The sequence below is a fragment of the Thalassospira sp. MIT1004 genome, assembly GCF_001858545.1.
GTDB classification, from domain to species: Bacteria; Pseudomonadota; Alphaproteobacteria; order Rhodospirillales; family Thalassospiraceae; genus Thalassospira; species Thalassospira xiamenensis.
The window spans coordinates 20,836-45,430 of the sequence record NZ_MCAO01000005.1; the positions used below are offsets into that span (position 1 = coordinate 20,836).

The window sequence follows — 24,595 nt, forward strand, 5'->3', positions numbered from 1 at the left end:
AACGATCCGCCTTCCCGTCAAGTCAATCACCTCCGTGCTTCGGGTGCGGTCTGGTGAGCCATAAACGCCCCAACGCCTCCGCCCGTTACCCGGTTTGAAGACCGGGTCGGGCCTAAGGCGTCAAGGACAGAAATTTAGGGGAAGTCAATGAAACGCCTAGTCGTAGCAGGATTGTTCGCAGTCATATTGGGGAGCCCATCTGCGTTTGCAGGGTGGCTGGTATATGATGTTGAAAAATGGCCGTCTGGTCGCAACGGATTGATGTTTGAGCCCAATCCGCAATTGCCTGCCGGTCTGATCACGTGCCGCGTCATCACGGTTCAGCGAAAGAAGCCGCTTGTCCTGCAATCTGACGAACTCACGTTGGATCCTCGCACTGACAGCCTAGTCTGCGACTATGCGGAAACGACGGGAAAGAAAGTTCAATCTTCACCAGCCTTTGAAGATGACCAAGAGTCAGGGGCGGGTGCAAATTGATGACCTCTCAAAGCAGTGCGAATGCCGAACACCGGATAGCTGTCGACATTGTCGATCCTGCCCTGATATCGGCGATTTCTCAATTTCACCAGTTCAACATCACCAAACGAACGCTTCACCGCCTTGCCGAGAGCGCAAGAGATATCGGTCTGCAATTCGTTATCGGTGGCGAAACGCTTGATCTTAATGAAGAACAGCGTGACGCTCTGGCACGTTCACTGGCTTACCTTCATGTATCGCTGAATTACCCATTCTGCCCGGATGAATGGGAGAAGATAGCAGACGACCGAATTCGTGATGGGTGGGCTCTTGGGCTGCTGCTTCAGCTTCTTGAGGAACTTGCACAAGCGAATGTTCATTTGGCAGCTTTCGCGTCAGGCAAGATTGAACAACCTTGGCCGCATGAGAACCCCGAACACTCCGGTGCAGAAATAAGCGCCCCGAGATTGCCTGCTGGCGAAACTGGCTGGCCGCCCTTCCTTACACGTTTTATCGGCTGTGTTCTTGGAAGTTTTATTGGTGTGCTTCTCGCCCAGTGGTTGGTCGAAAGTGTGCTTGTTGAAACGCCTCCCCAGATATCGTTTCCGGCATACGGAGAGATTGAAGAGTTCGATCTCCCCGATCTCCCGTTACCAATTGATCAGTTCGAAAGACTGGTAGAGCCGGTTCGGCCGATGGAGGTCGAATGAACTGGCAAGCCGATTATCTCGCTTTCCATCGTCGTATCCATGAACAGCGCAAAGCGCTTGGCATGTCTCAGATCAAGACCGCCAGCCTGATTGGTGTGTCTGAAAGAACCTATCGCAATTTCGAAAACGGTACCGGGGAACTTGAAGGTGCGAAGCTTTTCAAACTCGCCAGTTCGCTCGGTATCAAAATCATCATTTCAGACGGAGTTATCGCTGATGGCGTTGATTAACATCACTCTTCAGGGCAAGGGTGGCGTCGGCAAGTCCTTCATCAACAGCCTGTTGATGCAGTATTACGCCAAGCGCCAGATTGAGGCTCAGGGTTTCGATACTGACCCGGTCAATCAGACGCTTGCCGGTTATAAAGCCTTTCCGGTGAAAGCTGTAAAGCTTGGCGATCGGGACGACGAAATCAACCCGCGCTATTTCGATTATTTGATCGAAGACATCGTAGCACTTCCCGAAAACGCTGCCGCCAATATCGATAATGGTGCCAGCACATTCCTGCCGCTTCTATCCTACCTTCTGGAATCACAGGTTCTTTCAATGTTGCGTGAAGCCGGTCACGAAGTCCGGCTGCATTGTGTGCTGGTGGGCGGGCAAGCACTGGATGACACGTTACGGGGACTGGCGGAGGTGCTGGTTCACCTTCCTGACGTTGCCGTAGTCGTCTGGATCAATGAATTCGTCTACGGCCGGGTGGAAAGAAACCGCCCGGGTATGGAGCCCGAAGGCTTCGAACAAACGGCCCTCTTTAAGAAAAACAAGGACCGTTACCACAGTCTAGTCCGGCTTCCCGAACTCCGCCAATCCACCTACGGCTTTGACATCAAACAGATGACACAGGCGCGGTTGTCTTTCGAGGAAGCTATTGCGTCTCCTGACTTCAAGATCATGCAAAAGCAGCGCCTCAGAACAACGTGGGGCACCCTCTTCAACATCATGGAAGAGGCGATGCTCTGATGTCTGCTCTCGACGATATGCCGCCGCTTCCAAATAGCATCGAGACAATCGATGAACTTCGCACATTTCTGTGGAAGCAGCATGGGGTCACGGTCGGAGAAGACGATCCGATCCTGCTGGTTTTCACAATGCTGCGTGTCGGGCTTGATCAGCAAGAGCGGTATAACGAACGGGAACGTCGAGCTCTGGCCGAAGCAGTACAAGCCGCTGCCGACACCTTCACGCGCGATGTCGATATTTCGATCAAGACCTTCAAAAATGAGGCAATTGGCGATGTCGTTCGCGAGCGTGTTGAAGCCATGAACGAGGCCGCCCGTCAGGCGGATCGCGCTACGGGCAAGTTCAGGAAAAACCTTCTGTACCTATCGATAATCACTGCCGTGAACCTGATTGCCGTCGTTTTCAACGTCGGTCTGCTTTTTGCGGCCGCTCGCTAATTGACGAATTCAAATACAGACGAGGATCTAATGAAAATCAAATCATTCATCGGAGCTGTCACCAGCAATGTTCTGCTCTCCATCATGCTTGCAGAACAGGCTCTCGCCCAAGGCGTCGATCTTGGTGGTGAGGGTGGCGCAGGTGGCTCCGACAAGAAGTGGTACAGCTGGATCGTCGACGGGCTGAACCTGATTTCAGAAGGTGTCGGGGCGATTGTCGCTGTAATGCTCGGCTTGGGCCTAATGTTTTGGGGCGGCTGGGGGGCACTCACAGGTCAAATGGACCCCAAACAAGCATTTATCCGCGTGATTGGCGGAATTATCGCAGTCGCCGGCCCTTTGATGGCCGACGGTCTTCTATCATTCATCGAATAGTCGCGAGGTAGCAATGAAAGCCGCAAGCCTCGTCCAGACCCACATTCAGCACGAAATGACCATCGCAGGCCTTCCTTTAAGGTTGCTCTTCGTCTCGGCCACGTTTGGAGTTTCAGCACTTGTAATACCCTTGATCGCCCGATCTCTGGTGCTTGCAATCCCATGTGGAGCAATCGGGATCGTTGGCAGCTGGCTTATTCTCGTTCGTCGTTATCGTAACGATCCATTCTTTGACAAGCAGCTTCTTCTTGCCCCGCGATACTGGGTCAAACGCAAAGGGAAACTCTCTATCCTGTCTGCCGGAGGTCAGTCAGAATGATTTGGCCCGAGGTAATCTCCACCGGAATGATATCTTTGATGGGTGCTGGTCTTGCCGTACCGGCTGCCCGCAAACTGATGCTCGGCGACCTGCAGCAAGACTGGTTACAGGATGAGCTTGAACTCGATTGCATCGATCAGATTGACGATGTGACCATCCGGAACAAGGACGGTTCCGTTTCGCGGGTATGGCACATCGAAGGCACCAGCTACGACGCTCGGATTGATGTCGAGCAGAACACGATGATGCATGGTCGTTCTGATCTGATTATGGAGCTCGGCAAAACCGGTGTTGCTATCCGCTTCATTGGCGTCAAACGCCAGCGCCAAATTAGCAATCAGGCAACATGGCCCAACGCTGTTTTAGACGAGATCGGAACAGCTGAGGCCGAACGGTTCAAGGCCAGTTATTTTATCGACTGGTACCTGATGCTCTCTGCTTCGGAAATGCGCCCGCTTAGTGAAGCCGAAGAAAAGATAGATGCATTGCTCGCCCCCTATCGTCCTTCGGTTCTGCGCAAAGCCGAAACTAATGACGAAGCCTGCCCGCTGACCGGTTTCCTGAACGGTCTGGTCTGCGGGGAATACCGGCACGACCTGCCGTCTGCCAGCCGCAATATATCGGGAGGTTTACCCGCCTCCGATATCTCGTTTGACAAAATTAGCGGCACAATAACGACGAATGTTCCGCAGCAAAAATTCCAGAAGATCATCACGGTCACCCATTGGCCCGAACAGATCTCTGCCCGGTTCATGGGAGAAATCCTGACCTTGGAGGGTGACATTGAAATCAGTCAGGTCTGCGAGCCCTGGGGACGCGATCAGGCCACAATGTTTTTCAAGCGTCGGCAAAAATCTGAAGAAAGCACGTGGTTCGGTAACCCGGCGGCAGCGAAGGAAACAGACGCCCTTCTCAAGTATCTCGCGTCGGGCAATGTCGGACTGTTTGCCTCGCAATTCTGTATTATTGCACGCGCCGAAACGGCAGAAGCGCTCGATCTTCTGATCCAACAAATTGCCGTCATTCTCGGTGATCAGCGTATCGGTTATTCCATCCAGACAGCCGGTGCGCCTGCCTGCTGGTTCTTCCGCCTGCCCAAACCGGGTAAGGGTGGCTTGCTGCCCCCGGGCGGGCGGATGATGGCAAGTCTTGATCTTCGCGATCAGAATATTGCAGCGATATGGGCCTTCCCGCATTCCGCAACCGGTATGCTGGAAAGCCCGCTTGGCCCTGCCCCCGTTCGCTGGTTTGCCACCCCTAGCGGCCAAACCTATGCATTCCAGTTCCATGTCGTGAACAAGCCGCTCACGCTCGGCAACTTTCTGGTTTTTGCTCCGGCCGGCAGTGGCAAATCCACTCTGATGATGCATCTGCTTGGCGGGCTGGCAAAGTTCCCGAATGTCCGTTCCTACCTGTTCGATTCACAGGAAGGTTCTAGATATATGATTGAGGCAATGGGTGGGCTTTATCAGGCCTATGACGGCCTTGCTCTGAACCCGCTGGATGTCGGCGAAGACACCCCCGGAAACAGGGAACGTATAAGGCTTATTCTCAAGTCGATTGCAGGTATCGATCTCGACAAGGAAGACATCCGAGATCTTGATCATGCCGTTGAATTGACCTTTGAGCTTGAGCCGCCTGAACGAACGATCAATGCCATCTACCCTTACGCATTCGCCCGTCGTTCGGCCCTACGCGAAGCTTTTGCCCAATGGGTTGTTGACGACAAGGGCAACAAGGGCCTTCGCAGTCATATTTTCAACGCTCCTCGGGACAGCCTCGGTGGTGTTCTGAACCAGTCCCACATGGTCGGCCTCAACATGAACGAGGCTTTGGCCGATCCGTCCCTTGGCGGGCCGGTTGTGGCGCACATTTCCCAAGCGATTGCAAAGTCGGTTGCCGGCCGGGATGACGGGTTTGTGATGACCATCGAGGAAGCGGCCAGACTGCGCCAAAACCTCGGCTTCAGAAACCTAAGTGAGGTGATGTGGCGTGAATACCGTAAGCTTGGCGGTATTTGCGGCATGATCTTCCAGGACCCGGCAGCCCTCACAAAGTCCGAGGGTTACGAAGCAATTATTGAAAACACGGCCGTTTTCATCTTCTTCCCGAATTCGAAGGTCACGGAAGAAAGCTTGCGTCCCTTCAACTTGAACGCCGAGCAAATGCTCTTTGTTCAGGGTCGCACACGTAGCCGCAGGAAAAATGACAGGCGTGTCCTGATTATCAAACGCGACGAGACCACGGGATACGAGGAAAGCGTCATCGCAGATGTGGATCTGACGCCACTCGGCAAGTCCCGCCGATTTTACAAGAGCGGCCCACAGGCCAATGCCGAGCTTGCGGCTCTCAAACAGAAATGGGGGGATGCATGGCCAAGCCACCTTTAACCCGCTCCCACCTTCAGTCTCTGGTCGTTGCTGTAACCTTGATATTTGTGCCATCCGTGGCACTTGCGACATATCCGGTTTTCGACGCGACGTCCTTTGCCAAGCTCACCGAACAGTTCAACAGCCTGCAGAAGCAGCTTGATCAGTTAATGGAGCAAACGGAGATCCTGGGCAAGCTGTCGCGAACGGCTCAGGACCAGGTAAATGCGATCGGCAAGATGGGGCGTGTCACCATGCCGATTGTCAACCTTGCCCGACTTGCCCAACAGATTTCCAAAGATGCCAGGTGCCTCCTTCCGGATCTGAGTGGCCTGATGCCCGGCTTGAGCCTCGACGAGCTTGATTGGGAGAGCATTTGCGCCCGTCGTGCCTTTTATCGCGAAGCCCTTTGGTTCGATCCCAACGACCCGGATAGCTGGACTTTCGATGAAGGGAACGGCCCTGAAGACTGGTCTGTACCCGATGGCGGAAGTTGGGGCGGCAGTGGTCCGGCAGACTGGAAAAATCCCGATGCTTCACCTGAAGCAAACAGGGCCTATATCCGTGCCCGCGATACTGCGCGCGAACAGGTTATCCAGCGCCAGAACGCGGTTGTCTTTGAAGCCATCAATACCGGATTGGCTCAATCCGATCAGGTCATTGCCCAGGTAGAGGATAACCAGAAAACCGCCGACGAACTGGAAGCTCAGGCCGAAGCTGCAGAAGACGTAAACGAGCGCATTGCGACGATGAACAAGATCTTGCTGCATCAAAGTCGCCAGCAGACCGCCATCCAGCAGCAAAACGCACAGCTTCTGCGCATTCAGGCGGCCATGCTGATGAAATTCATGCCACAGCATGCGACATGGGACGAAGCGATGTCCGGTGGCGAGAATGCAGCAGGCAACGAACCGGAAGGGTCAGAAGAATGATGCCCCTTCCGATCAAAACGGGTTCACTGCATTTATTCGATGGCGGCCTTGAGTGCGTCACGGTCAGCTTCCGACAGGCTGTCACCGTGGCTTGCGAGATAATCCTCGACCACTTTGCGGCTTGTCGCACGCTGTTCCTCGGTTTGCCGTGCCGTTTTCGCTCTGGCGATCTGGTTGTTCACCAACCCTGCATCATATTTTGCAACCTCTTCCGGTGTGCGCCAGTCGGGCAGATCGTTACATTCGTCTTTGTTAATGCCTTTAGGCCCTCTCATGTGAAAGCAGTGACGATCCCAATCGTTAAACGGTTCGGAAATGTTGCTGTATTCGTATTCATAAACTCCGGCTCCGTGAGCAGGGTTTCTCTTTGCTGCTTTGTATGTGTAATGCCAAGTTTCATAGGTGCGAAGAAGATCGTGACAATATTTTACGGTCTCAAGATCACCTTTGACCAGCGCCATACCTTCTGGATCGTAGTGTTCGAGAACGTAGTCATACACAAAGTTGGCATGGCGCTTCTCCCAAGCCGTCCAAACAGCTTCTTGTCCATTGGCACGCTTTTTCAGCACCCAGGACTGGTGTCTCCCACGCTCAATCAACCAGACATTATTCCAGTACGCGAAAGCTTCATTGTTTTCGCAACGTTCCCAAGCCTTTTCCAAGGCAGGCAGAGTCTCAACTTCGGTCCAGAACCCAACAGCCCGATCATAGTCAAAAAACCGGTCAGGACCATTCGGTCTCGATCTCTCGTCAAGCGGCAGGGGACCCGCATTTGCTGCTCCTCCTCCCAAAATCAGGAGGGCCAAAATGGATAGTTGTCCGACCTGCACAATCGCCCTGACTTTCGCCCAGAACTCCGAAATGTTCGTGATCGGCTTGGCCGAAGCACTGAACCCCTCAATGCTTGTGATCTTTGCGGCTGTCACCGGTTTATGGGTTTCGATATCCGGTCTGAAAATCGTCATGGGCAAGCTCGATCTGATCAATTTCGGTCATGAGTTGTTCTTTGTGATTCTAGCAGGCGGTTTACTTGCAGGCCAGTCTGGAGTGGTAACGCAGGTTTATAAAACCGGTATCAATACCATCAGTGGTGCATCGTCTCTGGTCATGGATGCAGCTCGGAATACGGGTGGCGATAGTTCGATCCCCTTAAAGGGCGAAGGTAACAATACCTCCCTCTTTAAGCTGACTTCACCAAATGCAGCCAGCAAGGTTATCCAGACATATAAAACTGAAAACGATAAGGAAGTTGGCGACGAATATCTCGGGATTGTTCGCCTCCTGTATGCGACCGAAAACGGTTTCCTTGCTGTCATGGATATGGGCAAGGAAATCTATATGTCCTTCTCGCTGGGCAATCTGACAGGACCGCTCGCGGGGCTCTTGATCATGCTGGTCTGGCTCATTCTGATCCTTGTCTATCTCAGTCAGGTTCTGGTCACACTTTTCCGGGTGATGGTTTTGTCCGGAATGTCCCCGTTCCTATTGCTTGCCGTTGGTTTTGGCTGGGCGCGGGGCATGGTCTGGGCAAGTCTCAAAGCTCTGATGGCGGCCGGCATGGTGCTCTATGGCGCTACGATCGCGATCGGTTTTTGCCTGTTCTCGGTTTCAGTGATCGACATGTCCAAAGTCGATGGCATCACAATGGGAACCTTTTTCACTAGCGCGGGCTTTACCGCTGTGCTGGTCGGATACATGGGGATCATTTTCGTCACCGAAGCCACGGCGATCGCCAACTCAATCGCACAATCGCAATTCACCAACACTGCAGCCGCCGCGATTGTCGGCGGAACAATGGGCGCTGCATTCGGCCTTGCCAAAAAGGTCAAACCGTTTCTGCCGCCTGCAGCTCAGGCCGCAATGAAATTCACAGACAAGCTTGAGGGTGGCGCAAGCAACTGGTCCGACGCGATGCAGGCCAGCCGGAACAATCCGAACATGATGGGCGACGCCAAATCATCTTTCTTCGGTGATTTGCGCAATGTTTCGTCGATGGGCGACATGGGGAAATACATGGATGCCCTTCGCAGAGGAGGGGTAGACCGTGGATAAGACCGACCTTTTCGCCTTGGCATCGCAGCTGGCGAAATCCCTTCATTCCAGTTTGAAGCGTTTGGGCTTGATCCTGATTTATCTGGCGCTTTTGAGCCTCTTGGCGGAGCCGGAAGCGACACTGAATTTCTTCAAAGCCTTCTTCAAACTTGAAATTCGCGATCAGGCGCAACTCACGAGGCAGGCGCTTCTTCTCCTGTTCTTTGCGGCCTGCATCTGGACCGGCATTCGATTTCTTCTTGCGATCCTGCCCGGGAAATCCGGCGTCGCCTCATCCCCTGACAAAACCAACGACATAGGTGCCAAATGATGAATTTGGATAAGAAAGCTCTGCTCAAAAATGTGCGTCATTCCATCCTCCCCGAAATCGCGCATTGTCTGGGTTTTATTTTGAGGATGGGTACCTCCTATCTGGTATTTATCTGTTTCTTCATCGGTGGCGGTTTTCTGTTTTTGATCTGTTTCACACCGAATGAAGCTATCTCCGCCTTCGAGATTTTGGCAGCAGCCACGCCAGAGGCCTTACAGAGTGGAGCTCTCAAGTTTGCGCCCATTCTGACCGGTTTATGGGTCATGTATACTGGCACATTTGCCGCCATCTTTGGCAGATTTCCTTTTTCAGCTAAAGCCTCGAAGCACCCCGAAAAAATAGCTGTAGCTCGATCTGCTTTCCCCTCTATCGAAGGAGAAAGCAAATGAAACGTCTGATCATTGTTTTTTCCGCTGTCGTTCTCCTCACCGGCTGTGCTGTCACCGGCAAAGAAGTCGAGATGCCCAAAGAGGGCACCGGCACCGATGAAATGAAAAAAAGCCCCTGCGTTTGCGAACCGATCCCTTTCAACAGCGGAGGCTTTGAATGGGTTGGTTAGGCAAGCTGCTTGAGAATATACGCGACAGAAGGGCCGCATATCTCGAACAGAAAAACAACCAGGTAGCCGACAAGAAAGCGGGCCAGATCATTCCTGCCACCAATGGCCGGCACGGAATGGCCGTCGCTTCCGATCCGTTTTCATTTCAGGCAGCGCACAGGCGGCTTGCCTGGATGCTTCGGATGTCGGCCGGCATGAATATCGCGCAGCTGGCATCGATCGTCGTTCTGGTGAGCGTTATCGCCGAAATGGTCCCTCTTAAGGAAAAGGTACCGTTCTGGATCATTCCGGCGAACGAAGACGTTGTTCGCTTCCAGATCAAGCCGGTTGTCGAAGACGTCAATGCCTTTGACGTGGAGCTGGAAGGCAAGGCACGGCGGTATGTCAAAGCCCGCCTTGAGATCGATCCGGTTACACAGAAAGAGCGCATGCAGGAAATCTCCCGCATGACAGAGCGTTCCGAATGGCAAAATTTCCATGATGAATGGATCAAAAGCGGGAAAATCGCCGATGCCATCAAAGACGGGCTTGATCGGGAAATCATCATCGAAAGCTCAAACAAGGTCGCAAGCCTGACAGGCGATTACAAGTTTGCGATCGACTTCACGCGCATTGACCGACGAGACGGCCGCCAGATCGGCGAGCCAGTTCATTTGCGGGCATACCTCTCGATGGTCACAAGCCCCAAAACCGTCACGCTCGAAAACAAGTACATCAATCCTTTCGGGGTCACTGTCACGGACATGATTTTGCGAACCAGGGGGAGTTCATGATGAACGTATCCACCCGTCGCAAACCCGATTTTTCAGGCAACTCAGAAGCATTAAGGGGATGTTCCATGAGGCTCCCGAAAGCCCTCCGTATCACCATTCATGTCATCGGTACCCTGCTCTTTCTCGGGTATGTCGTTCTGTTTGTCATTCATTCGGCCAGTGCGCAAACGCCATCCGGTCGGCCGCCAATGCCAAATCAGGCACCTTTCTCTGAGAGTAACGTCGGCACGACGACAGCAGGCAGCAATAACGTTTCTCAAACAGGCCAGCGTGCGATGCCGGTCCCGCAATCAATCGTGGATCAGGCTCGGGATCAGGCTGAAGGCAATTTCGGTCCTTTGATCCGGCCGCGCACATCAGGGCAAGTTCAGGAAGCATGGGATTATGCCGAAGATGGCGATGCCGTCTATGTGACGGATCTGTGCGAGGACTGCACCTATAAGGTTCGCACCCGCGAATATGTCGTCACTATCCTTGAATTGCCGCGTGGCGAGAAAATCGACCGCACCGATATCGGCGATAAAGTGAGCTGGTCCATCGAGCGCCGGGGTGACAGAAGGCTTGCCGTCAGACCCGCAAGCTATGGATATGACACGTCGCTTGTCGTCTATGGACAATCCGGCCGGGTTTATCCGTTCTATCTCCGTGCCGAAGGCGTGAACTCCCACAACATTCCCGATCTTGTCGTCAGGATCGCCGGATCGGTGCAAATCGACACACCGCTCGAAGTGCCGATGGGAAACGACACAGATACCGAAAAAGTACCAAATAAGTATGGTAAAAATACTGCTTCAGTTCCGAAGATGGATCTGCCCGCTTCGTCTCAGGTCGAAGATGCCATTGATGGGCTCGTCAACACCAACCCGGGAACGCCTGAAGGCGACTTTGTTGCCGAAGCCAAGTTCAATCCAGACAATCTTCGCGGATGGGGGCAATACAATCTCTGGGGCGATGAGGAACTGGAACCGGTTACGGTCTTCAGAGACGATGAATTCACTTACATCAAGTTCGGCGACAAGTGGAAGGATCTGGAACTACCGACGGCCTATGTGGTGGTCGATGAATTTGACGAACTGGTCAACACACGTGTCCAGGGCCAGACCTTCATCGTTGAAAGCACACAGAAACTGATCACGCTCAAGAGCGGGTTCAAATTCATGTGCATTGAATATATGGGGGCATAAAGGCATGAGCGCCTTTTGCGATATCGCCCTCATTGTCGGACTGACCTTTGGCGGAGCCTGTGCCGAACCGGTAGATACTGTGCCGGCACCAACATTACCACCAGATGACGAAAGCGCGTGGGCATTGCCTGCACCGCCGCCACCAGCCCCGGAACCGGCAGCGCCGCGCTTTCCTCCTGTTATCATACGGCAGGAAGCACCGCCTGCTCCACCGGCCCCGCCGCCTGCTCCGGAACCGGAGCCCGAACCTGAACCGGTTGCCGCTCCTGCTCCACCCGCACCCGATCCCTATCGGCTGGCGTTGGAGGCAGCATGGGCACGGCCAGTTTATGCCGGCAATGTCCCAACATTTGCGGCCTGGACAGATACAGGATCATCAAGCAGTCCGCTCGTTGGCAAAATGCCTGAAATACCCGCTCCTGCGCCTGATCCGCTCGATCTCAAAAAGCTCGATACGCCCCCTGAAGATTATGGCGGAGCCCGCAAAACCTCGACCCTGCCCGTGGATAACACCCGGAAAATTACTCAGGATCGATACATTCCCGTTCAGTTGGAAACCGGTATCAATACACAGGTTGGTGCCGGTGAACCGGGATCGGTCATTCTGCAAACCACACGCGATGTCTTCGGCTATCACGGCCGCATGAACCTTGTTCCCAAAGGCTCACGGCTGGTCTGCACCTTCATGGCACCGGAAGATATGGGCAGCAGCCAGATCGGCATTAACTGCGAACGTATCCTGATGGCAGGTCATCGGGCGGAAATCCTCAATATCGGCTCAAACGTGACAAACCAGCAGGGCTGGCTTGGTGTCGCTGGCGAAGTCGATAACAGGTTTTGGCAGCGTTACGGAAATGCCTTCCTTTTGACCGGTATTTCCACGGCTGTCCGATATGCCGCCGCAAGCACAAAAACAGAAGATGCCGATGGAGAAGTCGCGACCGCGGCCGCCGAAAAAGCATCCGAAGAACTCTCCAACAAGTTCGGTGAGATCACTGCCGACATGCTTGAGAAAAGCCTCGATCTCAAACCGATCATCACCATTCCCCAAGGCACACGCCTTCAAATCCGTCCGGCAACGGACTGGTACATCCAAGAAGTGGAGTAACGTCATGAAAAGCAAATTGTTAGCTTTGCTTTTGTTGTCGTCATGTCTGGTTCTGCCGGCATCCGCACAGGTGGCGCAGTCGATTGATGACAACAATTCGGAAACTGCAGTTGCAGTCGCCACCCCTGTCGATCAGCCCGGGACCAATGAAGCCGGCAGCGACATGGATGCCCTGGTTCAAAAGGTGAAAATCATCACCAGAACCAAACAGGTCACGGAACTTCCGGAAAATGAACCGGTCGCGCTTGATCTCGGGCTTGTCGATGTTCCAGGTGTTTCCAAAAACCTTACTGAAGGCGTAACTGCGAACGCCTATGCACGGTTTGTTTCAGTTGACGATATGAAGATCGGTCAGCTGGTGCTTTCGAGTGTCGAGAAGAACAGTCGTGTCGAGGCACTCAACTCCGACAACTTTGTTGCGCAGTTCGATATTGAACAGCCCTCGCTTGATCCCTCCTTGCCAATTTCGGTTGAGGGTAATCAGGCGGAACTCAAAGCAGCTCTCGAACGCCTCGCATCCCTGCAGGAAGAGGAAGAAAAGGAGGAAAAAGAGGAAGAGATTGCTGATTCCGGTGTTGGCGCGTCTTCAGGCAGTGTCGGCAGCAATGCCGGTTCCAATCCGGATGCTTCTGGATACAGCACTCCTAGCGCGTTGGATGTCGGCAAGGAACCCGTCATCAGCTCGAACATCACGACGGATGGATGCAAGATCCGCACAGATCTCGACCAGCTTCAGGCGATCCAGCAAACCCGCGTCGTAACGACGACTGACGGCACACCAGAATACGGTGAGTGCGCCGATGGTTCAGAGCGGTTCAAGATCAACCAATCTTACGCCGTTTGCCCTTACGACGAAAATACCGAGACGATGAAAGCGACCGCGCAGTTCATGTATTATTACACGGACGGCGGCGGCAATCGTAAGGAAATCGGGGACTGCCAGCCGGACGCTGAAAAAATCTATGACATTGTTGAAGATCGCAATGCCTGCAATGTCTATCTCGATTACGTCAACCTTCAGGCTGTGCCGCAAGGCAAGCTGGTTTACACCAACCATAACGGCAAAGTCGTTCCGGTTGCCGATTGTGCAGCTTCAATTGAAGTAGAGCCTGTGCCGTTGGTCGAAACCACCGAAGGCTGCGACATTCGCGATGACTTCTTAGCAAACAAGTCCTATGGCCGTTCGAAATATATCTACACGCTGGATGGTCAGGATTGGGACACCTCCTGCCAAGATAACGACGAAGAATATCCGCACAGCACGATTTACAAGACTGCCAATGGCGATCAGGTCTGCGAACCGATCATCAATCGAGACACCGGTAAGGTAACGCTGCAAAGCCGGGTGATGATCAATGTCAACGGCTTCGAACTGTATCGCACGCCTTGCACGCCGGACACTTCTGCCAAGGATATCCAGTCAACCACGGCAGGCTGCGAGGATCCGTCCAAATGGACGCACAATATCAGCGCCAGCCAGAGCATCGGCCAAGAACGTTTCTATTATCTGCTTGATGGCAAACAGGAACCGGTGACGGAGTGCCAGGATAACGGTGTTATCTATTTGCATCAGCAGGAAATCACGGGCTATCAGCGACATGACGACAAGCTTTTCGCATATCGCCTCGTCACGGTTTATATTGAGGGCGTAGAGACCCTGACTGGTCGATACAACGTGCTGACCTCGCAGGTCTTGCCCGGTGATCCCCAGATCCCCTACTCCTATGTAGGCAAAGGTCCCGCAGTAAATGGTGAAACATTCTACGAAGAATGTACCCGCTTCGACGAGCGTGACGAAGTCGAGACCTATAAACGTCCGGACGATACAACCCATAAAGTCATTGTAGGTGACGCAACGCCTTTAAATCTTGGAGACAAGTGTAATCTTGAGGTCACCTGGAGTGATGTAACTCAATGGTACTGGCAAAATCCCGGCGTATACACGAACACAAACTACTGCGGGATAAGTATTGCAGGCGGCACTCAGGGAAGTGATGATAGTCCATGGACTCAGGCGGCGTCGAATCACTGCACTTGGTCAAGTGCTGTTGGCACAAAGAAGCTGGTGCGTGAAGATGGCACGCAGATTGGCGACACTGCGACAGCCACCTGTCAAGCAAGTCCAAACTCTTACGCAGCGATTGCAGGCCCTCCTTCCGGACAAAGGGGCTATTGGCGCTACCTCTCCCTTGGCAGCCATAACTGGTCTTACCCGCCTCACAACAACACTCTAAAAATGGCCTGCCGAAATGGATGGGGGTGGGTCCGGTGAACGCCATCTTTCCAATCAATCCGATCTACAAGCGCATCGTCGCACCGCTCGCGAAATACTATGACGACCCTAGAACGATCGAAGTCCGGCTCAATGGGCCGGGCAAGATTGTCGTCGACCGGCGCGGTGAAGGTAAGCAGCTGATCGATGATCCGGAACTGACGCAGTCCGCCATCGAGAAGCTGTGCAAAAGTCTCTCGAATGGGCGCGGACTTAATTTCAATGCCGATACCAACCCGATCCTTTCAACCGCACTCGATGAAGGGCATCGCTTTGAATGCCTGGTCGGACCCTCCGTCCGATCAGGCCTGAGCCTCGCAATTCGCTGTAAACACCCCTTCACACCGACATGGGAACAGTTGATCGCGGCAACCCGGAAAGGAAATCGCGATTTCCTTGATGACGCCATGGAGCGCTTAAATATCAAGTGCGAAAGCGAGATCAAGGATCTGCTGATCGAAGCGATGATTAAGGGATGGAACATCGCCATTTCTGGAGGCACCAATACCGGCAAAACCACCCTGCTCAATCTTTTGCTGTCGTCAGTAGAGGATTATGTCCGCGTTATTGCGCTTGAGGACACGATGGAACTGTTCCTCGATCGTTTCTGGGACGGCAACGGCCTGCTCGCAGCGCGTGAAAGCGATAGCAATAGTGGCATGGTTGACTGGCGTGTTCTGTTCGATCACGTCAACCGCATTACCCCGGATCGTGTCCCGTTCGGGGAAATCAGCACCAAAAATGCCTTTGCCGTTCTCGGAACACTCAATGCCGGCGCAACCGGTGTCAGCTTCACGATCCATTCGACCAATCCCAAACACGCGATCCACCGGAAGTTCGATCAGAACATCGCCTGGGCCGGTATGAAGATGGATCGTATCCCCGAATTCCTGACGGAAATGGTTGATCTGGTTGTCCAGATCAAACGCGATAAGGACGGCTTCCGGCGCATTACCGATATCTGGCAGCCGCGAAACGACAATTTCATCCTCAAAGACGGGAGGGCGGCATGAGCCAGCGCCTCGGTCACTTTATCCTTGTCGTCATCCTTCTTGGCATGATTGCCGGCGTTATCGGCCTCTGGCATTTCGAGGTCGGTTTCGACCCAAGAAACCCGGCATGGTGGAAATGGCTCGGAGCTGCAGCTATTCACCCGGCCGGTTTGCCTAAAGAAATGCTCTATCCGGCATTTTATACGGCCGTCGGCGGCGTGCTGCTGATGATCGTAGTTGGCGTTCTCATGTCCAAGGCCAGAAACGATACCGTTGCCGGCTCGCGTAGAGGAAACGAACTGCATGGCTCGGCCAGATGGGCGACCATGAAGGACATCCGCAAAGCCCGCCTGTTTCGCAAAGACGGTGATTCCGTCATTGTCGGGGCGGTTCGCAACTGGCGCGGCAAGATCCGCGTCCTCCGACATAAGGGCCCCGAACATGTTCTGGTTTGGGCAGCGACCCGTACCGGTAAAGGCGTCTCGCTGATTATCGCCACCCTGCTCACCTGGGTGCATTCCAGCCTTACCCTGGACATCAAAGGCGAGAACTTCATGAAAACCTCCGGATGGCTGAAGTTCTTCGGCATCCGTGTGGAGAAGTTCGAACCGGCCGCAATCAGCGGATCGTCAAGATTCAATCCTCTGGCAGAAGTCCGCATTGAGACGGAACGCGATATTGCGGATTGCCAGAATATCGCAGCGATGATCATTGATCCGGACGGCAAAGGCATGGCCGGTAACTACTGGCGCGAAGAGGGCTTTGGCTGGCTCTCGGTCGTCCTTCTGCATGTTCTCTATAAGATCAAAAAGGAAGAAAAACGCATCGCCTGTTTTGACGATGTGAACACGTTTCTTTCCGGTATTTCGACAGTGAAACCACCGGTCGATGCGATTGAAGCCGCCCGCGAAGGGGCTTCTGAAGAAGCTCCCGACGATCAGATGTCGGCCCAGGACAACTTTGTGAAGATCCTCGAAGCGATGGCCGATTACGACCACGGCCTCGCGCACGTGAACAAGGAAGTCCGTCGTGGCGCAAACAGCATGGCGATCAAGGCTCCGCAAGAACGTTCAGGCGTTCATTCCAACGCTAAAACGCAGTTGACGGTTTTTGCCGATCCGATCGTTGCGAGAAACACCGCCGTAAGCGATTTCCGGCTTTCCGATCTGATGAATGGCGACCGGCCGATGGCACTCTTTCTGGTTGTCAGTCCGTCCGACAAAGACCGTTTGCGCCCATTGATCCGGATCATGTTGAACCTCTTCCTGCGTCGCCAAACAGAAAGTCTTGCGGCCAGCTTCAAGCATCCATTGCTTCTCATGCTCGACGAGCTGGCCGCATGGGGAAAGATGGAAATCCTCGAAGAGTCCTTGGCCTTCATGGCTGGCTACGGCATCCGGGCATACATGATCTTCCAGAATGTCGAGCAGCTTCATAAATGCTACGGCAAGGATGAATCCCTGATGGCAAACTCCAAGGTGCGGATTGCCTTCACCCCGAACAAGCTGGAAACAGCGAAGCTGATCTCGGAAATGACCGGCCGGGCGACAATCGTTCAGAAACGTCGTTCGCAATCCGGAAAGTCCGGACAGTTTGTCGGGTCGAACTCCGACAACATCCAGGAAACGTCCCGTCCGCTCCTGACACCTGATGAATGCATGCGCCTGCCGGTAATCGATACGGAGGGCAAAAAGCCTCGTCCAGGTGATGCGCTTATTTTCGTGGCCGGCTCGCCGCCAATCCACGGAACACAGAGCCTTTATTTCCTTGATAAAGAGCTGAACCGGCGTTCGCAGATGCCGCCCCCTGAAATGCATCCACATCCCGTCAATCAGAACAGTTCGCCAATGATGGAGAAATCCCATGAAGCAGCCTGAACAAAATACGGGCGCAAATGCCCGTGTGACCGACAACGAATTTCTCAAGCTCGCATCCCTCGCGGTTTCGGCCGCAAGCGGTCTAGGCCCGGTTTCTGTCGATCCGGATGTCGCCGAAGCGATGGGTGCGATCAATGAACAGGCGCTGTCCCTTGACGATGCCCTCGACAGCCATTTCGACGGCGAAGATCCAACTGCGATCGAGGAGGTAAAGGGTCATGGCTAAACCGAACTTTCGCGATCAGGTCGTTGAATCCCTTATTGAACAAATGGAACGCGGTACAGCCCCCTGGCAAAAGCCATGGGAACCCGGGAAAGTCCGCGAGCCTTCCTTTAATCCCTCCACCGGCAAAGCCTATCGCGGCATCAATCAGATCTGGCTTGAATCTCGTGGTTATGCAGATCCGCGTTGGGTGACATATCGCCAGGCACAAGCCAATGGCTATCAGGTGCGTAAAGGGGAGAAAGGTACTCAGATCGAATACTGGCAGTGGTCTGAGCGCCAGCCGATTAAAGATGATGCTGGCAATCCTGTTCTCGATCCTGAGGGCAAACAACGGTATCGCGAATTCAAGTTGGATCGACCGAAGGTCTTTCACGCTGTCGTTTTCAATGGCACGCAGATTGATGGTTTGGCTCCCTATGTCGGCATGGAACCCGATTTCAACCCGGTGGAACGGGCCGAACAGGCACTTTCTCAGTTGGGAGTGCCGATCCACCATGATCAGCGAGATCGCGCCTTTTATCAACCAGGTAGCGATGAAATCCACATGCCGCCTAAAGGCTGGTTCAAGGGGCAGTACGAATATTACGCCACAGCGTTACATGAAGGCGGACATTCGACGGGCCATCAATCTCGCATGGCCCGGGAGTTCGGGCCGTTCGGGTCTGAAACCTATGCCCGCGAAGAACTCCGGGCAGAAATCGCCAGTTTCATGCTGACAACGGAATTGGGCCTCGGACATTACCCGGAACGCCATGCCCCCTACGTGAAAAGCTGGATGGCCGCGATCAAAGAGGATCGCAACATCCTGTTTCAGGCGGCCCGCGATGCAGAAAACATTCGCACATGGATCATGGAGCCAGAAAAGCGCCTCTCCCTTACCCCAGTCAAAGAACAACGACAGGAAATGGCTGAAGAACAAGCAATGTCGCTCGGCGCGTCTTACGGTGAAAGGGAAGCTGCGAGACGACAGCAGGCCGTTGATGGCATGTTTGAAAAATATCCTCATGCCCATCCAACCCTTTGGGCGATGGAGCTGCAAGATGCGTTGGTGCTCTCTGGCTCACGAAATGACAAGGAATTGCTGAGTGCGGATCAGCTCAAGGAACGACTGAAAGCAACAGACCTGTCTACGGATCATCTTATTCGTTTCCTCGGACAATCTTCTGAGCGAGCCAACTGGCACAGCGTCGCCGAGACAGTACCAGGTTACGCTGAAGAATTTGCCGAATTTGCCCACCTGGCTGAACAATTCGGCAAAATCGATTGGGTAGCCCACTATGCCGCATCATCCGAGCGCCGGTTAAATGGTTCATCTCACCGGGAAAAAGTGCTGGAACAGATGCAATCGGAAGCTTCAGCATCCCCACTTCATCGCGAGTTGGTATCCGCCCTGTGGGATTTGGACGGCCCCGGGGCCAAGTCCTCTGTTCCGGTACCAGACTGGTATGTCTCTGCGGATCAGCGCAATGACGAGTTCCTGAAACGTCTAGCGAGGCCGCTCGATATCGAAAATCGTCAACTCAAAGAAGGTCTAGTATACCAGATTGAAGAATGGAGGAAGGAACCCAAAAACTACAAGAGTTTTGATGCTGCGTTGAATGAGTTTGTGGCTCGGCACGGTAGGGGGGCGGACTCTCTGAACGCTGTCCTAAACGGCACAGAACATACGCTTATAGGAAACGACTGGTACAATGATGGCTCCAACCACCGTCATACTTACATAACTCCAGAATTGGAGAAGTTACACAACTCCATGATGGCTCAAAAGAGACAATCTGATGTTGAACCCCTAATCATTCCAAAAGTTGAAGCGGAAGAATCCATAAAGGCTGTATTGGGTCGCTGGCAGCGAAAGAAAGAGGAGGCTCGTCTTATGGCGAATACCCCCATTGAACAGACCCTAAATACTGAGCTGCAAAAGAAAACGTATCTGAGTGTCCCATTCAGGGAAAAAAATGAGGCGAAAAGCCTTGGTGCCAAATGGGACCGTCGGGAAAAATCATGGTACGTCAGCGAAGGCACCGACATGAAGCCGTTTGCCAAATGGCAGCAGAAGGTTGCAGAGAACCAGACCAAGATTGATCCGCAGCAGGAATTTGCCGATGCCTGCCGCAAAGAGGGGCTGATGATCGAAGGCCTGCCAAGCATGGACGGAAAATGGCACCGCGTTGCCGTTGCTGGCGATGCGAAGGGTCAAACCAGCGGCAGTTATCGCGGCTTTATTGAGGGTATTCCGGCCGGCCAGATCATGAATTTCAAAAAAGCATCCGAGCCGGTTAAGTGGGTGGCGACGGGCACCAGGATCGATCCGGAAGAACTGGAACGCATCAAAGCCCAATCGGCGGCAAGAAAAGCCGAACAGGCCCAGGAACTGAAGTTCCAGTATCAGCAGGTTGCCAAACGTGCCTACGGAACCTTCATGAACGCCATCGAGGCGACCAGCGATCATCCTTATCTCAGGAAAAAACAGGTATCCGGGGAAACTCTTCGTGTTGACCGATCTGGCAATCTGATCGTGCCTATGACCAACGAGAAGGGTTTCATCGAGAACATTCAGACCATTGCTCCGGACGGAACAAAACGTTACCTGAAGGATGGCCGTAAATCTGGCCTGATGCATATCATTCCGGGCAAAAAAGACACTCCGCTGATTATCGCAGAAGGCTATGCGACGGCAAAAAGCCTGCATACAGCAACCGGGTTTACCACTGTTGTCGCCTTTGATGGCGGCAATCTTCCGGTCATCGCCGAAACCATGCGCAATCAAAATCCTGACCGGTCAATCGTTATTGCAGCCGATGACGACCCCCTGAAAGTTGAGAAAGTCGGCCACAATCCGGGACTGGAAGCGGCCAAACGGGCTGCCGAGCGATCAAACGCGCAGATCCTCAAACCTTCCCTTACTGCAGATGAACAACTGCAGGGATTAACCGACCATAACGATGTGCATGTTGCCCGCGGCTTCGATTTGTTCCGTCGCGAGATCCGGCAACAGCTTTCCGATCTGGGTATTTCAACCAGTCGTAGTCGATCAATGCAGATCTCGCCAAAAAAGCAAAAGAACCAGTCAAACCAGATGTCTGTTTGATAATCCTTGTGTCGGCGGCCTTCCGGTCGCCGACAGTATTCTTCTGTCATTCATGTTTGCGGATACTGGATTTTGGCTACCGACCGGATCAAGGTGGAAACCTATTTAAACGAAACGGAATTCTCCCGTTTGAAGGAACTCTCGGCACAACTTAAATTGAGCCGATCGGAACTGTTTCGACGGCTTCTTATGAATTCACCTCTCCCCAATGCCCGGGATTTTGAAGCCGCCCAAGCGATCCTTGATATGCTTCAGATCAATGCTGACCTCGCCCGTCTCGGGAACCTTCTGAAGCTGGCACTTGATGAACCGTTAAGCGCCGATCTCTTGCGCAAATACGATGACTTGGCCGCCACCATCAAATCCACCCAGGACGAGTTGAAGGATGTGGTGCGCAAGATCGATCGCACGATCGCACGCGGTGCGAAATGATCGCCAAGAAAATCCCTAAAAGACCCGATATTCCCGATAACTACAAAGAACTGGCCGAATACATCGCGGCAGCCAAGGAACCCGGGGAAAAACTGGACAAGTTCTGGATTGAGAACTGTGGCGCCGGCGAGACGCTGGACGATCTTGAACTGGCCTTGCGCGAAGTCTATGCCGTCCGCTTGATGAAACCCGAAGTCACGGACAAATCGTATCACATGATGGTTTCTTTCCGGCCGGGCGAGAAAGATCGGCTTTCCGAACAGTATCTGAAGGATATTGCTTCTGCTTATGCCGATGGCCTCGGCTTTGCTGAACATCAATATGTGGCCGGTACGCATATCAATACCGACAATTTCCACATGCATATTGCCTTTAACAAGATCCATCCCCGCACGCTTCAGGTCATCAATCCGTTTCGGGATTTCAAAATCCTTGATCGGGTCTCCCGAAAACTGGAAAAGCAATATGGCCTCTTTATCGACCGGGGCATGGCCCAGAGAGAAAAACAGGGTCCAAAACTGTCGCCTTCAGCTCGCGATTACGAGGCGCAAACATGGCAGGAAAGCTTCCAGAACCATGTTCTTCAACATCGCGAGGATCTGCTTGAAAAAATCAACGGCGCTGAAGCCTGGCAGGATCTGCACAGAATTCTTGCCGAACACGACATCGAGCTAAAAAAGCGCGGTAACGGTTTCGTTCTGGTCGGTCCAGATGGTCAGGGCATGAAGGCCTCGGCGCTCGATCGTGACATGAGCAAATCCGCCTTGGAAAAGAAGCTCGGCGATTTTGTTCCCCCGGTCAAAGAAACAGATAATAAACCCGCCCTCCCTACGCACCCAAAACGACGCTACAAGCGTCGGCCGACAATGCGGCATCCGCGCATGTCGCCTCTTTGGCGGCGATATCTGAATATTCAGCAACCTCTTCATCGTCGCAGTACGCTTCTGTCTCGCACGATTTCAAACTGGAAGCTGTTTCTGCTCAGTGAAGCCTATCGCGATCCGCTCGCGATGGTGTTCCTCATCGCCCAACAGGAATTCATACATTTGGTATTTGGCGATGATCGACCGATACCGGTTTCCAAACTCGCAGCCCCTGCCCTTGCCGCGTGGCGTGAAGCTGGAAAGTGGGCCGATGCAAAATCCTTAAACTGGCTGGCAGATACTCGCTCAACTGGTCGGGGATGCCGACTGGATGATGCCGGCAACCTTCTTGTACCCTTCAAGGACGAGAACGGTTTTATGCTGGCTGTCCGCATATATGCCCCGGGCCAGAAAAGGATGTCGATCGGCAATATCAAGGCACGCGGGCTGACACACATCATCGACACCAGAAAACAGATCAATTCCGGGCCGGTGATCTTCACGGCCGATTATGCCGATGCGGTAAAGATTCATGATGCAACCCGACGCCCCGTCGTGATTGTCGCAGATCCTCGCGAGCTGCAGTCGGTGATAAAACGCTATCGCAAATCCAGTCCATTGATCAAACCGGTTGTCGCAGGAAAGTCCGAAGCAAAGTTACCTGGTACCGGTTATGTGCAGATGCCGAGCCAGGACGATCAAACGGAAATTCGCCGTGCCTTTTCCCGTGCCACAGGGGACGAGGCATTTCTCGTCTGGGATGCCTGCCCGGAATGGGCGACCCCCGGCAATTCATCCTGGCTTAAATCTGCCGGCATTCGAGGCTACGGCGTTAAAGTTACGCCTGATGGTGAGGTCGCCGTCCCCCTCAAAGACCGTTCCGGCCGTTTGGAAAACGTCATTCTGATCGATCAAAAAGGAAAGCAAAGAACCCTCATTGATCCGGTTGACAATATTGCGCTCTCTCATGTGATCGATCCTGCATGGCGAGATGAAAAGGATACCGTCATCATTCCACGGGACTATGCCGATGCAGCGGCCATCCATCGAGCAACACGTTGCCCTGTTGTCGTGCCTGAAACACCTGACGACTGGCATGCTGCCCTTGAACAGGTCCGCATACGGTACAGTGAAGCAAATATCGTTCTTGCCCTGGGTAAAGAGGAATTGCCCGGGGAGATGGTAGCGGCCGACAAATTTACCGCTCAGATCGTTCGGCCGGCACGTGCGGAAACGTTCAAGGAATATGCGTTGCATGAACCGTCCCGATCTGCTGCCCGTCTGATGGATACGGGTCGTGCACATTTCAACTTTGACCCTGACAAATCGGAATCCGAATTTGTAAAGCTGCAGGATCAGGACGGAACTGAACGTTACGTTTGGGGCGTTGATATTGCCGTTGCTGTCAATAGCTCCGGTGCAAGAACGGGCGACTGGATCACGCTTGATATCGCCGAAAAGAAGAAAGTCGAGGTCGTTGAAAAATATCGCGATGATCAGGGCAACCTTCAGAGCCGCACGGTTACAACTCACCGGAATATCTGGAAAGCGGAAGTTCGACCAGATCCTGAAACAGTGCCATCAATGACCGCTTTGCGTAATGAAATGGCCGTCCTGGTTGGCGATGATGGGTGGCTTGCATGGCAGCAAGCGTCCCGCCCAGACAAGAGGGTTGTTTCTGCCCGGAGCGATATGGGCACAGAGAAGGCGTGGGCTGGTTTTCGAGTGGATGATGCAGGAAATGTCCTTATCCCTCTCAGAGACGGCGGAAACCGCCTTGCAGCCGTTTATCGCGTCAATGAAAGCGGATCCGTTGAAACTTTGGTCGGCACGGGTAGCGATAAAGGTCTGCATCATGTTATCGGGGAACGGATATCAAAAGATCCTGACGACCCCATTCTGATAGCAGATGACCTGATCAGCGCCATTGAGCTAAACCGTCTGACGAACAAGCCAGTTGTCTGGTCAGTGAAATCGGAAAATCTTGCAGCCGTCGGAAAAACTCTACGCAGATTTAATCCCGATCGGAAGATTGTCATTGCCGCTATGGATGCGCACATGGCCGTCGAAAACAAGCCAATGGTACATGCGAAGAAAGCAGCAATCGCCATCGACGCCGATTTGCTCTCCCCTCCTCTGTCTGATCAGGACAAAAAACGCAATAAGATGTCCTTCGGGGATATATTGAAAACCGGAAAGATAGACGCAGTTAAAAACGCTCTTAAGACTGCTGGAGTTGATGGTGATGACACAACTCGGAAGCGGCAAAAAGATCATACGAGAGGGATCTAATGAAAC

The 24,595-nt window shown here is 53.3% G+C and carries 23 protein-coding genes; 22 read left to right on the forward strand and 1 reads right to left on the reverse strand.

Going from position 1 to position 24,595, the window contains the following annotated elements; all coding sequences use genetic code 11:
- Window positions 1-147: 147 nt before the first annotated feature.
- From BC440_RS02705 to BC440_RS02745, 8 genes are all read left to right on the forward strand, one after another.
- Window positions 148-477, forward strand: coding sequence for a hypothetical protein (locus tag BC440_RS02705; RefSeq protein ID WP_065702079.1), 330 nt, complete (start codon window positions 148-150; stop codon window positions 475-477).
- Window positions 477-1,166, forward strand: a complete 690-nt coding sequence (locus BC440_RS02710; protein ID WP_065702080.1) for a hypothetical protein — start codon at window positions 477-479, stop codon at window positions 1,164-1,166. The genes BC440_RS02705 and BC440_RS02710 overlap by 1 nt, the downstream gene beginning before the upstream one ends.
- The gene (locus BC440_RS02715; RefSeq protein WP_065702081.1) at window positions 1,163-1,396 is read left to right on the forward strand and encodes a helix-turn-helix transcriptional regulator; all 234 of its coding nucleotides are present in this window, start codon (window positions 1,163-1,165) and stop codon (window positions 1,394-1,396) included. Before BC440_RS02710 ends, BC440_RS02715 begins: the two co-directional genes overlap by 4 nt.
- Entirely contained in the window at window positions 1,383-2,129 is a 747-nt protein-coding gene (locus BC440_RS02720; RefSeq protein ID WP_065702082.1) for a conjugal transfer protein TraL, read from the forward strand. Before BC440_RS02715 ends, BC440_RS02720 begins: the two co-directional genes overlap by 14 nt.
- Window positions 2,129-2,566, forward strand: a complete 438-nt coding sequence (locus tag BC440_RS02725; RefSeq protein ID WP_063114503.1) for a hypothetical protein — start codon at window positions 2,129-2,131, stop codon at window positions 2,564-2,566. The genes BC440_RS02720 and BC440_RS02725 overlap by 1 nt, the downstream gene beginning before the upstream one ends.
- A gap of 30 nt (window positions 2,567-2,596) precedes the next feature.
- Entirely contained in the window at window positions 2,597-2,941 is a 345-nt protein-coding gene (locus BC440_RS02730; RefSeq protein ID WP_063114504.1) for a hypothetical protein, read from the forward strand.
- Between the two features lie 357 nt (window positions 2,942-3,298).
- Window positions 3,299-5,650, forward strand: coding sequence for a type IV secretion system protein VirB4 (locus BC440_RS02740; RefSeq protein ID WP_223305181.1), 2,352 nt, complete (start codon window positions 3,299-3,301; stop codon window positions 5,648-5,650).
- Window positions 5,632-6,561, forward strand: coding sequence for a hypothetical protein (locus BC440_RS02745; RefSeq protein WP_071239501.1), 930 nt, complete (start codon window positions 5,632-5,634; stop codon window positions 6,559-6,561). The genes BC440_RS02740 and BC440_RS02745 overlap by 19 nt, the downstream gene beginning before the upstream one ends.
- Before the next feature lie 32 nt (window positions 6,562-6,593).
- Here the strand turns inward: BC440_RS02745 and BC440_RS02750 are convergent, their stop codons facing one another.
- On the reverse strand, window positions 6,594-7,367 hold the full coding sequence (locus tag BC440_RS02750; RefSeq protein ID WP_065702088.1) for a hypothetical protein: 774 nt from the start codon (window positions 7,365-7,367) through the stop codon (window positions 6,594-6,596).
- Between the two features lies 1 nt (window position 7,368).
- Here BC440_RS02750 and BC440_RS02755 point away from each other — a divergent pair, with 1 nt between their 5' ends.
- From BC440_RS02755 to traI, 14 genes are all read left to right on the forward strand, one after another.
- Window positions 7,369-8,613 carry a hypothetical protein gene (locus tag BC440_RS02755; protein WP_065702089.1) on the forward strand — a complete coding sequence of 415 codons (1,245 nt, stop codon included), beginning with the start codon at window positions 7,369-7,371 and terminating at the stop codon, window positions 8,611-8,613.
- Window positions 8,606-8,923 carry a hypothetical protein gene (locus tag BC440_RS02760; protein WP_063096161.1) on the forward strand — a complete coding sequence of 106 codons (318 nt, stop codon included), beginning with the start codon at window positions 8,606-8,608 and terminating at the stop codon, window positions 8,921-8,923. Before BC440_RS02755 ends, BC440_RS02760 begins: the two co-directional genes overlap by 8 nt.
- A complete protein-coding gene (locus tag BC440_RS02765; protein WP_065702090.1) occupies window positions 8,920-9,312 on the forward strand; it encodes a hypothetical protein in 393 nt (130 codons plus the stop codon). Before BC440_RS02760 ends, BC440_RS02765 begins: the two co-directional genes overlap by 4 nt.
- Window positions 9,309-9,482 (forward strand): lipoprotein, encoded by a 174-nt coding sequence (locus BC440_RS23050; RefSeq protein WP_156488006.1) that lies wholly within the window; start codon window positions 9,309-9,311, stop codon window positions 9,480-9,482. The genes BC440_RS02765 and BC440_RS23050 overlap by 4 nt, the downstream gene beginning before the upstream one ends.
- A 194-nt stretch (window positions 9,483-9,676) precedes the next feature.
- On the forward strand, window positions 9,677-10,255 hold the full coding sequence (locus BC440_RS02770; RefSeq protein ID WP_158526693.1) for a type IV secretion system protein: 579 nt from the start codon (window positions 9,677-9,679) through the stop codon (window positions 10,253-10,255).
- A gap of 65 nt (window positions 10,256-10,320) precedes the next feature.
- A complete protein-coding gene (locus BC440_RS02775; protein WP_063096154.1) occupies window positions 10,321-11,439 on the forward strand; it encodes a TrbG/VirB9 family P-type conjugative transfer protein in 1,119 nt (372 codons plus the stop codon).
- Between the two features lie 4 nt (window positions 11,440-11,443).
- Window positions 11,444-12,547 carry a TrbI/VirB10 family protein gene (locus BC440_RS02780; RefSeq protein WP_063096152.1) on the forward strand — a complete coding sequence of 368 codons (1,104 nt, stop codon included), beginning with the start codon at window positions 11,444-11,446 and terminating at the stop codon, window positions 12,545-12,547.
- Between the two features lie 4 nt (window positions 12,548-12,551).
- The gene (locus BC440_RS02785) at window positions 12,552-14,819 is read left to right on the forward strand and encodes a hypothetical protein (RefSeq protein WP_063096150.1); all 2,268 of its coding nucleotides are present in this window, start codon (window positions 12,552-12,554) and stop codon (window positions 14,817-14,819) included.
- On the forward strand, window positions 14,816-15,832 hold the full coding sequence (locus BC440_RS02790; RefSeq protein WP_082822691.1) for an ATPase, T2SS/T4P/T4SS family: 1,017 nt from the start codon (window positions 14,816-14,818) through the stop codon (window positions 15,830-15,832). Before BC440_RS02785 ends, BC440_RS02790 begins: the two co-directional genes overlap by 4 nt.
- Before the next feature lie 44 nt (window positions 15,833-15,876).
- Window positions 15,877-17,688 (forward strand): type IV secretory system conjugative DNA transfer family protein, encoded by a 1,812-nt coding sequence (locus BC440_RS02795; RefSeq protein WP_247643521.1) that lies wholly within the window; start codon window positions 15,877-15,879, stop codon window positions 17,686-17,688.
- A complete protein-coding gene (locus BC440_RS02800) occupies window positions 17,675-17,914 on the forward strand; it encodes a hypothetical protein (protein ID WP_065702092.1) in 240 nt (79 codons plus the stop codon). The genes BC440_RS02795 and BC440_RS02800 overlap by 14 nt, the downstream gene beginning before the upstream one ends.
- Window positions 17,907-21,002, forward strand: a complete 3,096-nt coding sequence (locus BC440_RS23055; protein ID WP_065702093.1) for a zincin-like metallopeptidase domain-containing protein — start codon at window positions 17,907-17,909, stop codon at window positions 21,000-21,002. The genes BC440_RS02800 and BC440_RS23055 overlap by 8 nt, the downstream gene beginning before the upstream one ends.
- Before the next feature lie 72 nt (window positions 21,003-21,074).
- A complete protein-coding gene (locus BC440_RS02810) occupies window positions 21,075-21,434 on the forward strand; it encodes a hypothetical protein (protein ID WP_063095912.1) in 360 nt (119 codons plus the stop codon).
- Window positions 21,431-24,589, forward strand: a complete 3,159-nt coding sequence (gene traI, locus BC440_RS02815; RefSeq protein ID WP_063095910.1) for a TraI/MobA(P) family conjugative relaxase — start codon at window positions 21,431-21,433, stop codon at window positions 24,587-24,589. The genes BC440_RS02810 and traI overlap by 4 nt, the downstream gene beginning before the upstream one ends.
- The last annotated feature ends 6 nt before the right edge of the window (window positions 24,590-24,595 follow it).

Bases quoted from the DNA above. Each gene is read 5' to 3' on its own strand.
- BC440_RS02715 (WP_065702081.1), top strand. From the start codon at position 1,163: ATGAACTGGCAAGCCGATTATCTCGCTTTCCATCGTCGTATCCATGAA.
- BC440_RS23055 (WP_065702093.1), top strand. From the start codon at position 17,907: ATGGCTAAACCGAACTTTCGCGATCAGGTCGTTGAATCCCTTATTGAA.
- BC440_RS02780 (WP_063096152.1), top strand. From the start codon at position 11,444: ATGAGCGCCTTTTGCGATATCGCCCTCATTGTCGGACTGACCTTTGGC.
- BC440_RS02765 (WP_065702090.1), top strand. From the start codon at position 8,920: ATGATGAATTTGGATAAGAAAGCTCTGCTCAAAAATGTGCGTCATTCC.
- BC440_RS02785 (WP_063096150.1), top strand. From the start codon at position 12,552: ATGAAAAGCAAATTGTTAGCTTTGCTTTTGTTGTCGTCATGTCTGGTT.
- BC440_RS02775 (WP_063096154.1), top strand. From the start codon at position 10,321: ATGAGGCTCCCGAAAGCCCTCCGTATCACCATTCATGTCATCGGTACC.
- BC440_RS02745 (WP_071239501.1), top strand. From the start codon at position 5,632: ATGGCCAAGCCACCTTTAACCCGCTCCCACCTTCAGTCTCTGGTCGTT.
- BC440_RS02720 (WP_065702082.1), top strand. From the start codon at position 1,383: ATGGCGTTGATTAACATCACTCTTCAGGGCAAGGGTGGCGTCGGCAAG.
- BC440_RS02725 (WP_063114503.1), top strand. From the start codon at position 2,129: ATGTCTGCTCTCGACGATATGCCGCCGCTTCCAAATAGCATCGAGACA.
- traI (WP_063095910.1), top strand. From the start codon at position 21,431: ATGATCGCCAAGAAAATCCCTAAAAGACCCGATATTCCCGATAACTAC.
- BC440_RS23050 (WP_156488006.1), top strand. From the start codon at position 9,309: ATGAAACGTCTGATCATTGTTTTTTCCGCTGTCGTTCTCCTCACCGGC.
- BC440_RS02800 (WP_065702092.1), top strand. From the start codon at position 17,675: ATGAAGCAGCCTGAACAAAATACGGGCGCAAATGCCCGTGTGACCGAC.
- BC440_RS02730 (WP_063114504.1), top strand. From the start codon at position 2,597: ATGAAAATCAAATCATTCATCGGAGCTGTCACCAGCAATGTTCTGCTC.
- BC440_RS02710 (WP_065702080.1), top strand. From the start codon at position 477: ATGACCTCTCAAAGCAGTGCGAATGCCGAACACCGGATAGCTGTCGAC.
- BC440_RS02705 (WP_065702079.1), top strand. From the start codon at position 148: ATGAAACGCCTAGTCGTAGCAGGATTGTTCGCAGTCATATTGGGGAGC.
- BC440_RS02795 (WP_247643521.1), top strand. From the start codon at position 15,877: ATGATTGCCGGCGTTATCGGCCTCTGGCATTTCGAGGTCGGTTTCGAC.
- BC440_RS02755 (WP_065702089.1), top strand. From the start codon at position 7,369: ATGGATAGTTGTCCGACCTGCACAATCGCCCTGACTTTCGCCCAGAAC.
- BC440_RS02770 (WP_158526693.1), top strand. From the start codon at position 9,677: ATGAATATCGCGCAGCTGGCATCGATCGTCGTTCTGGTGAGCGTTATC.
- BC440_RS02740 (WP_223305181.1), top strand. From the start codon at position 3,299: ATGGGTGCTGGTCTTGCCGTACCGGCTGCCCGCAAACTGATGCTCGGC.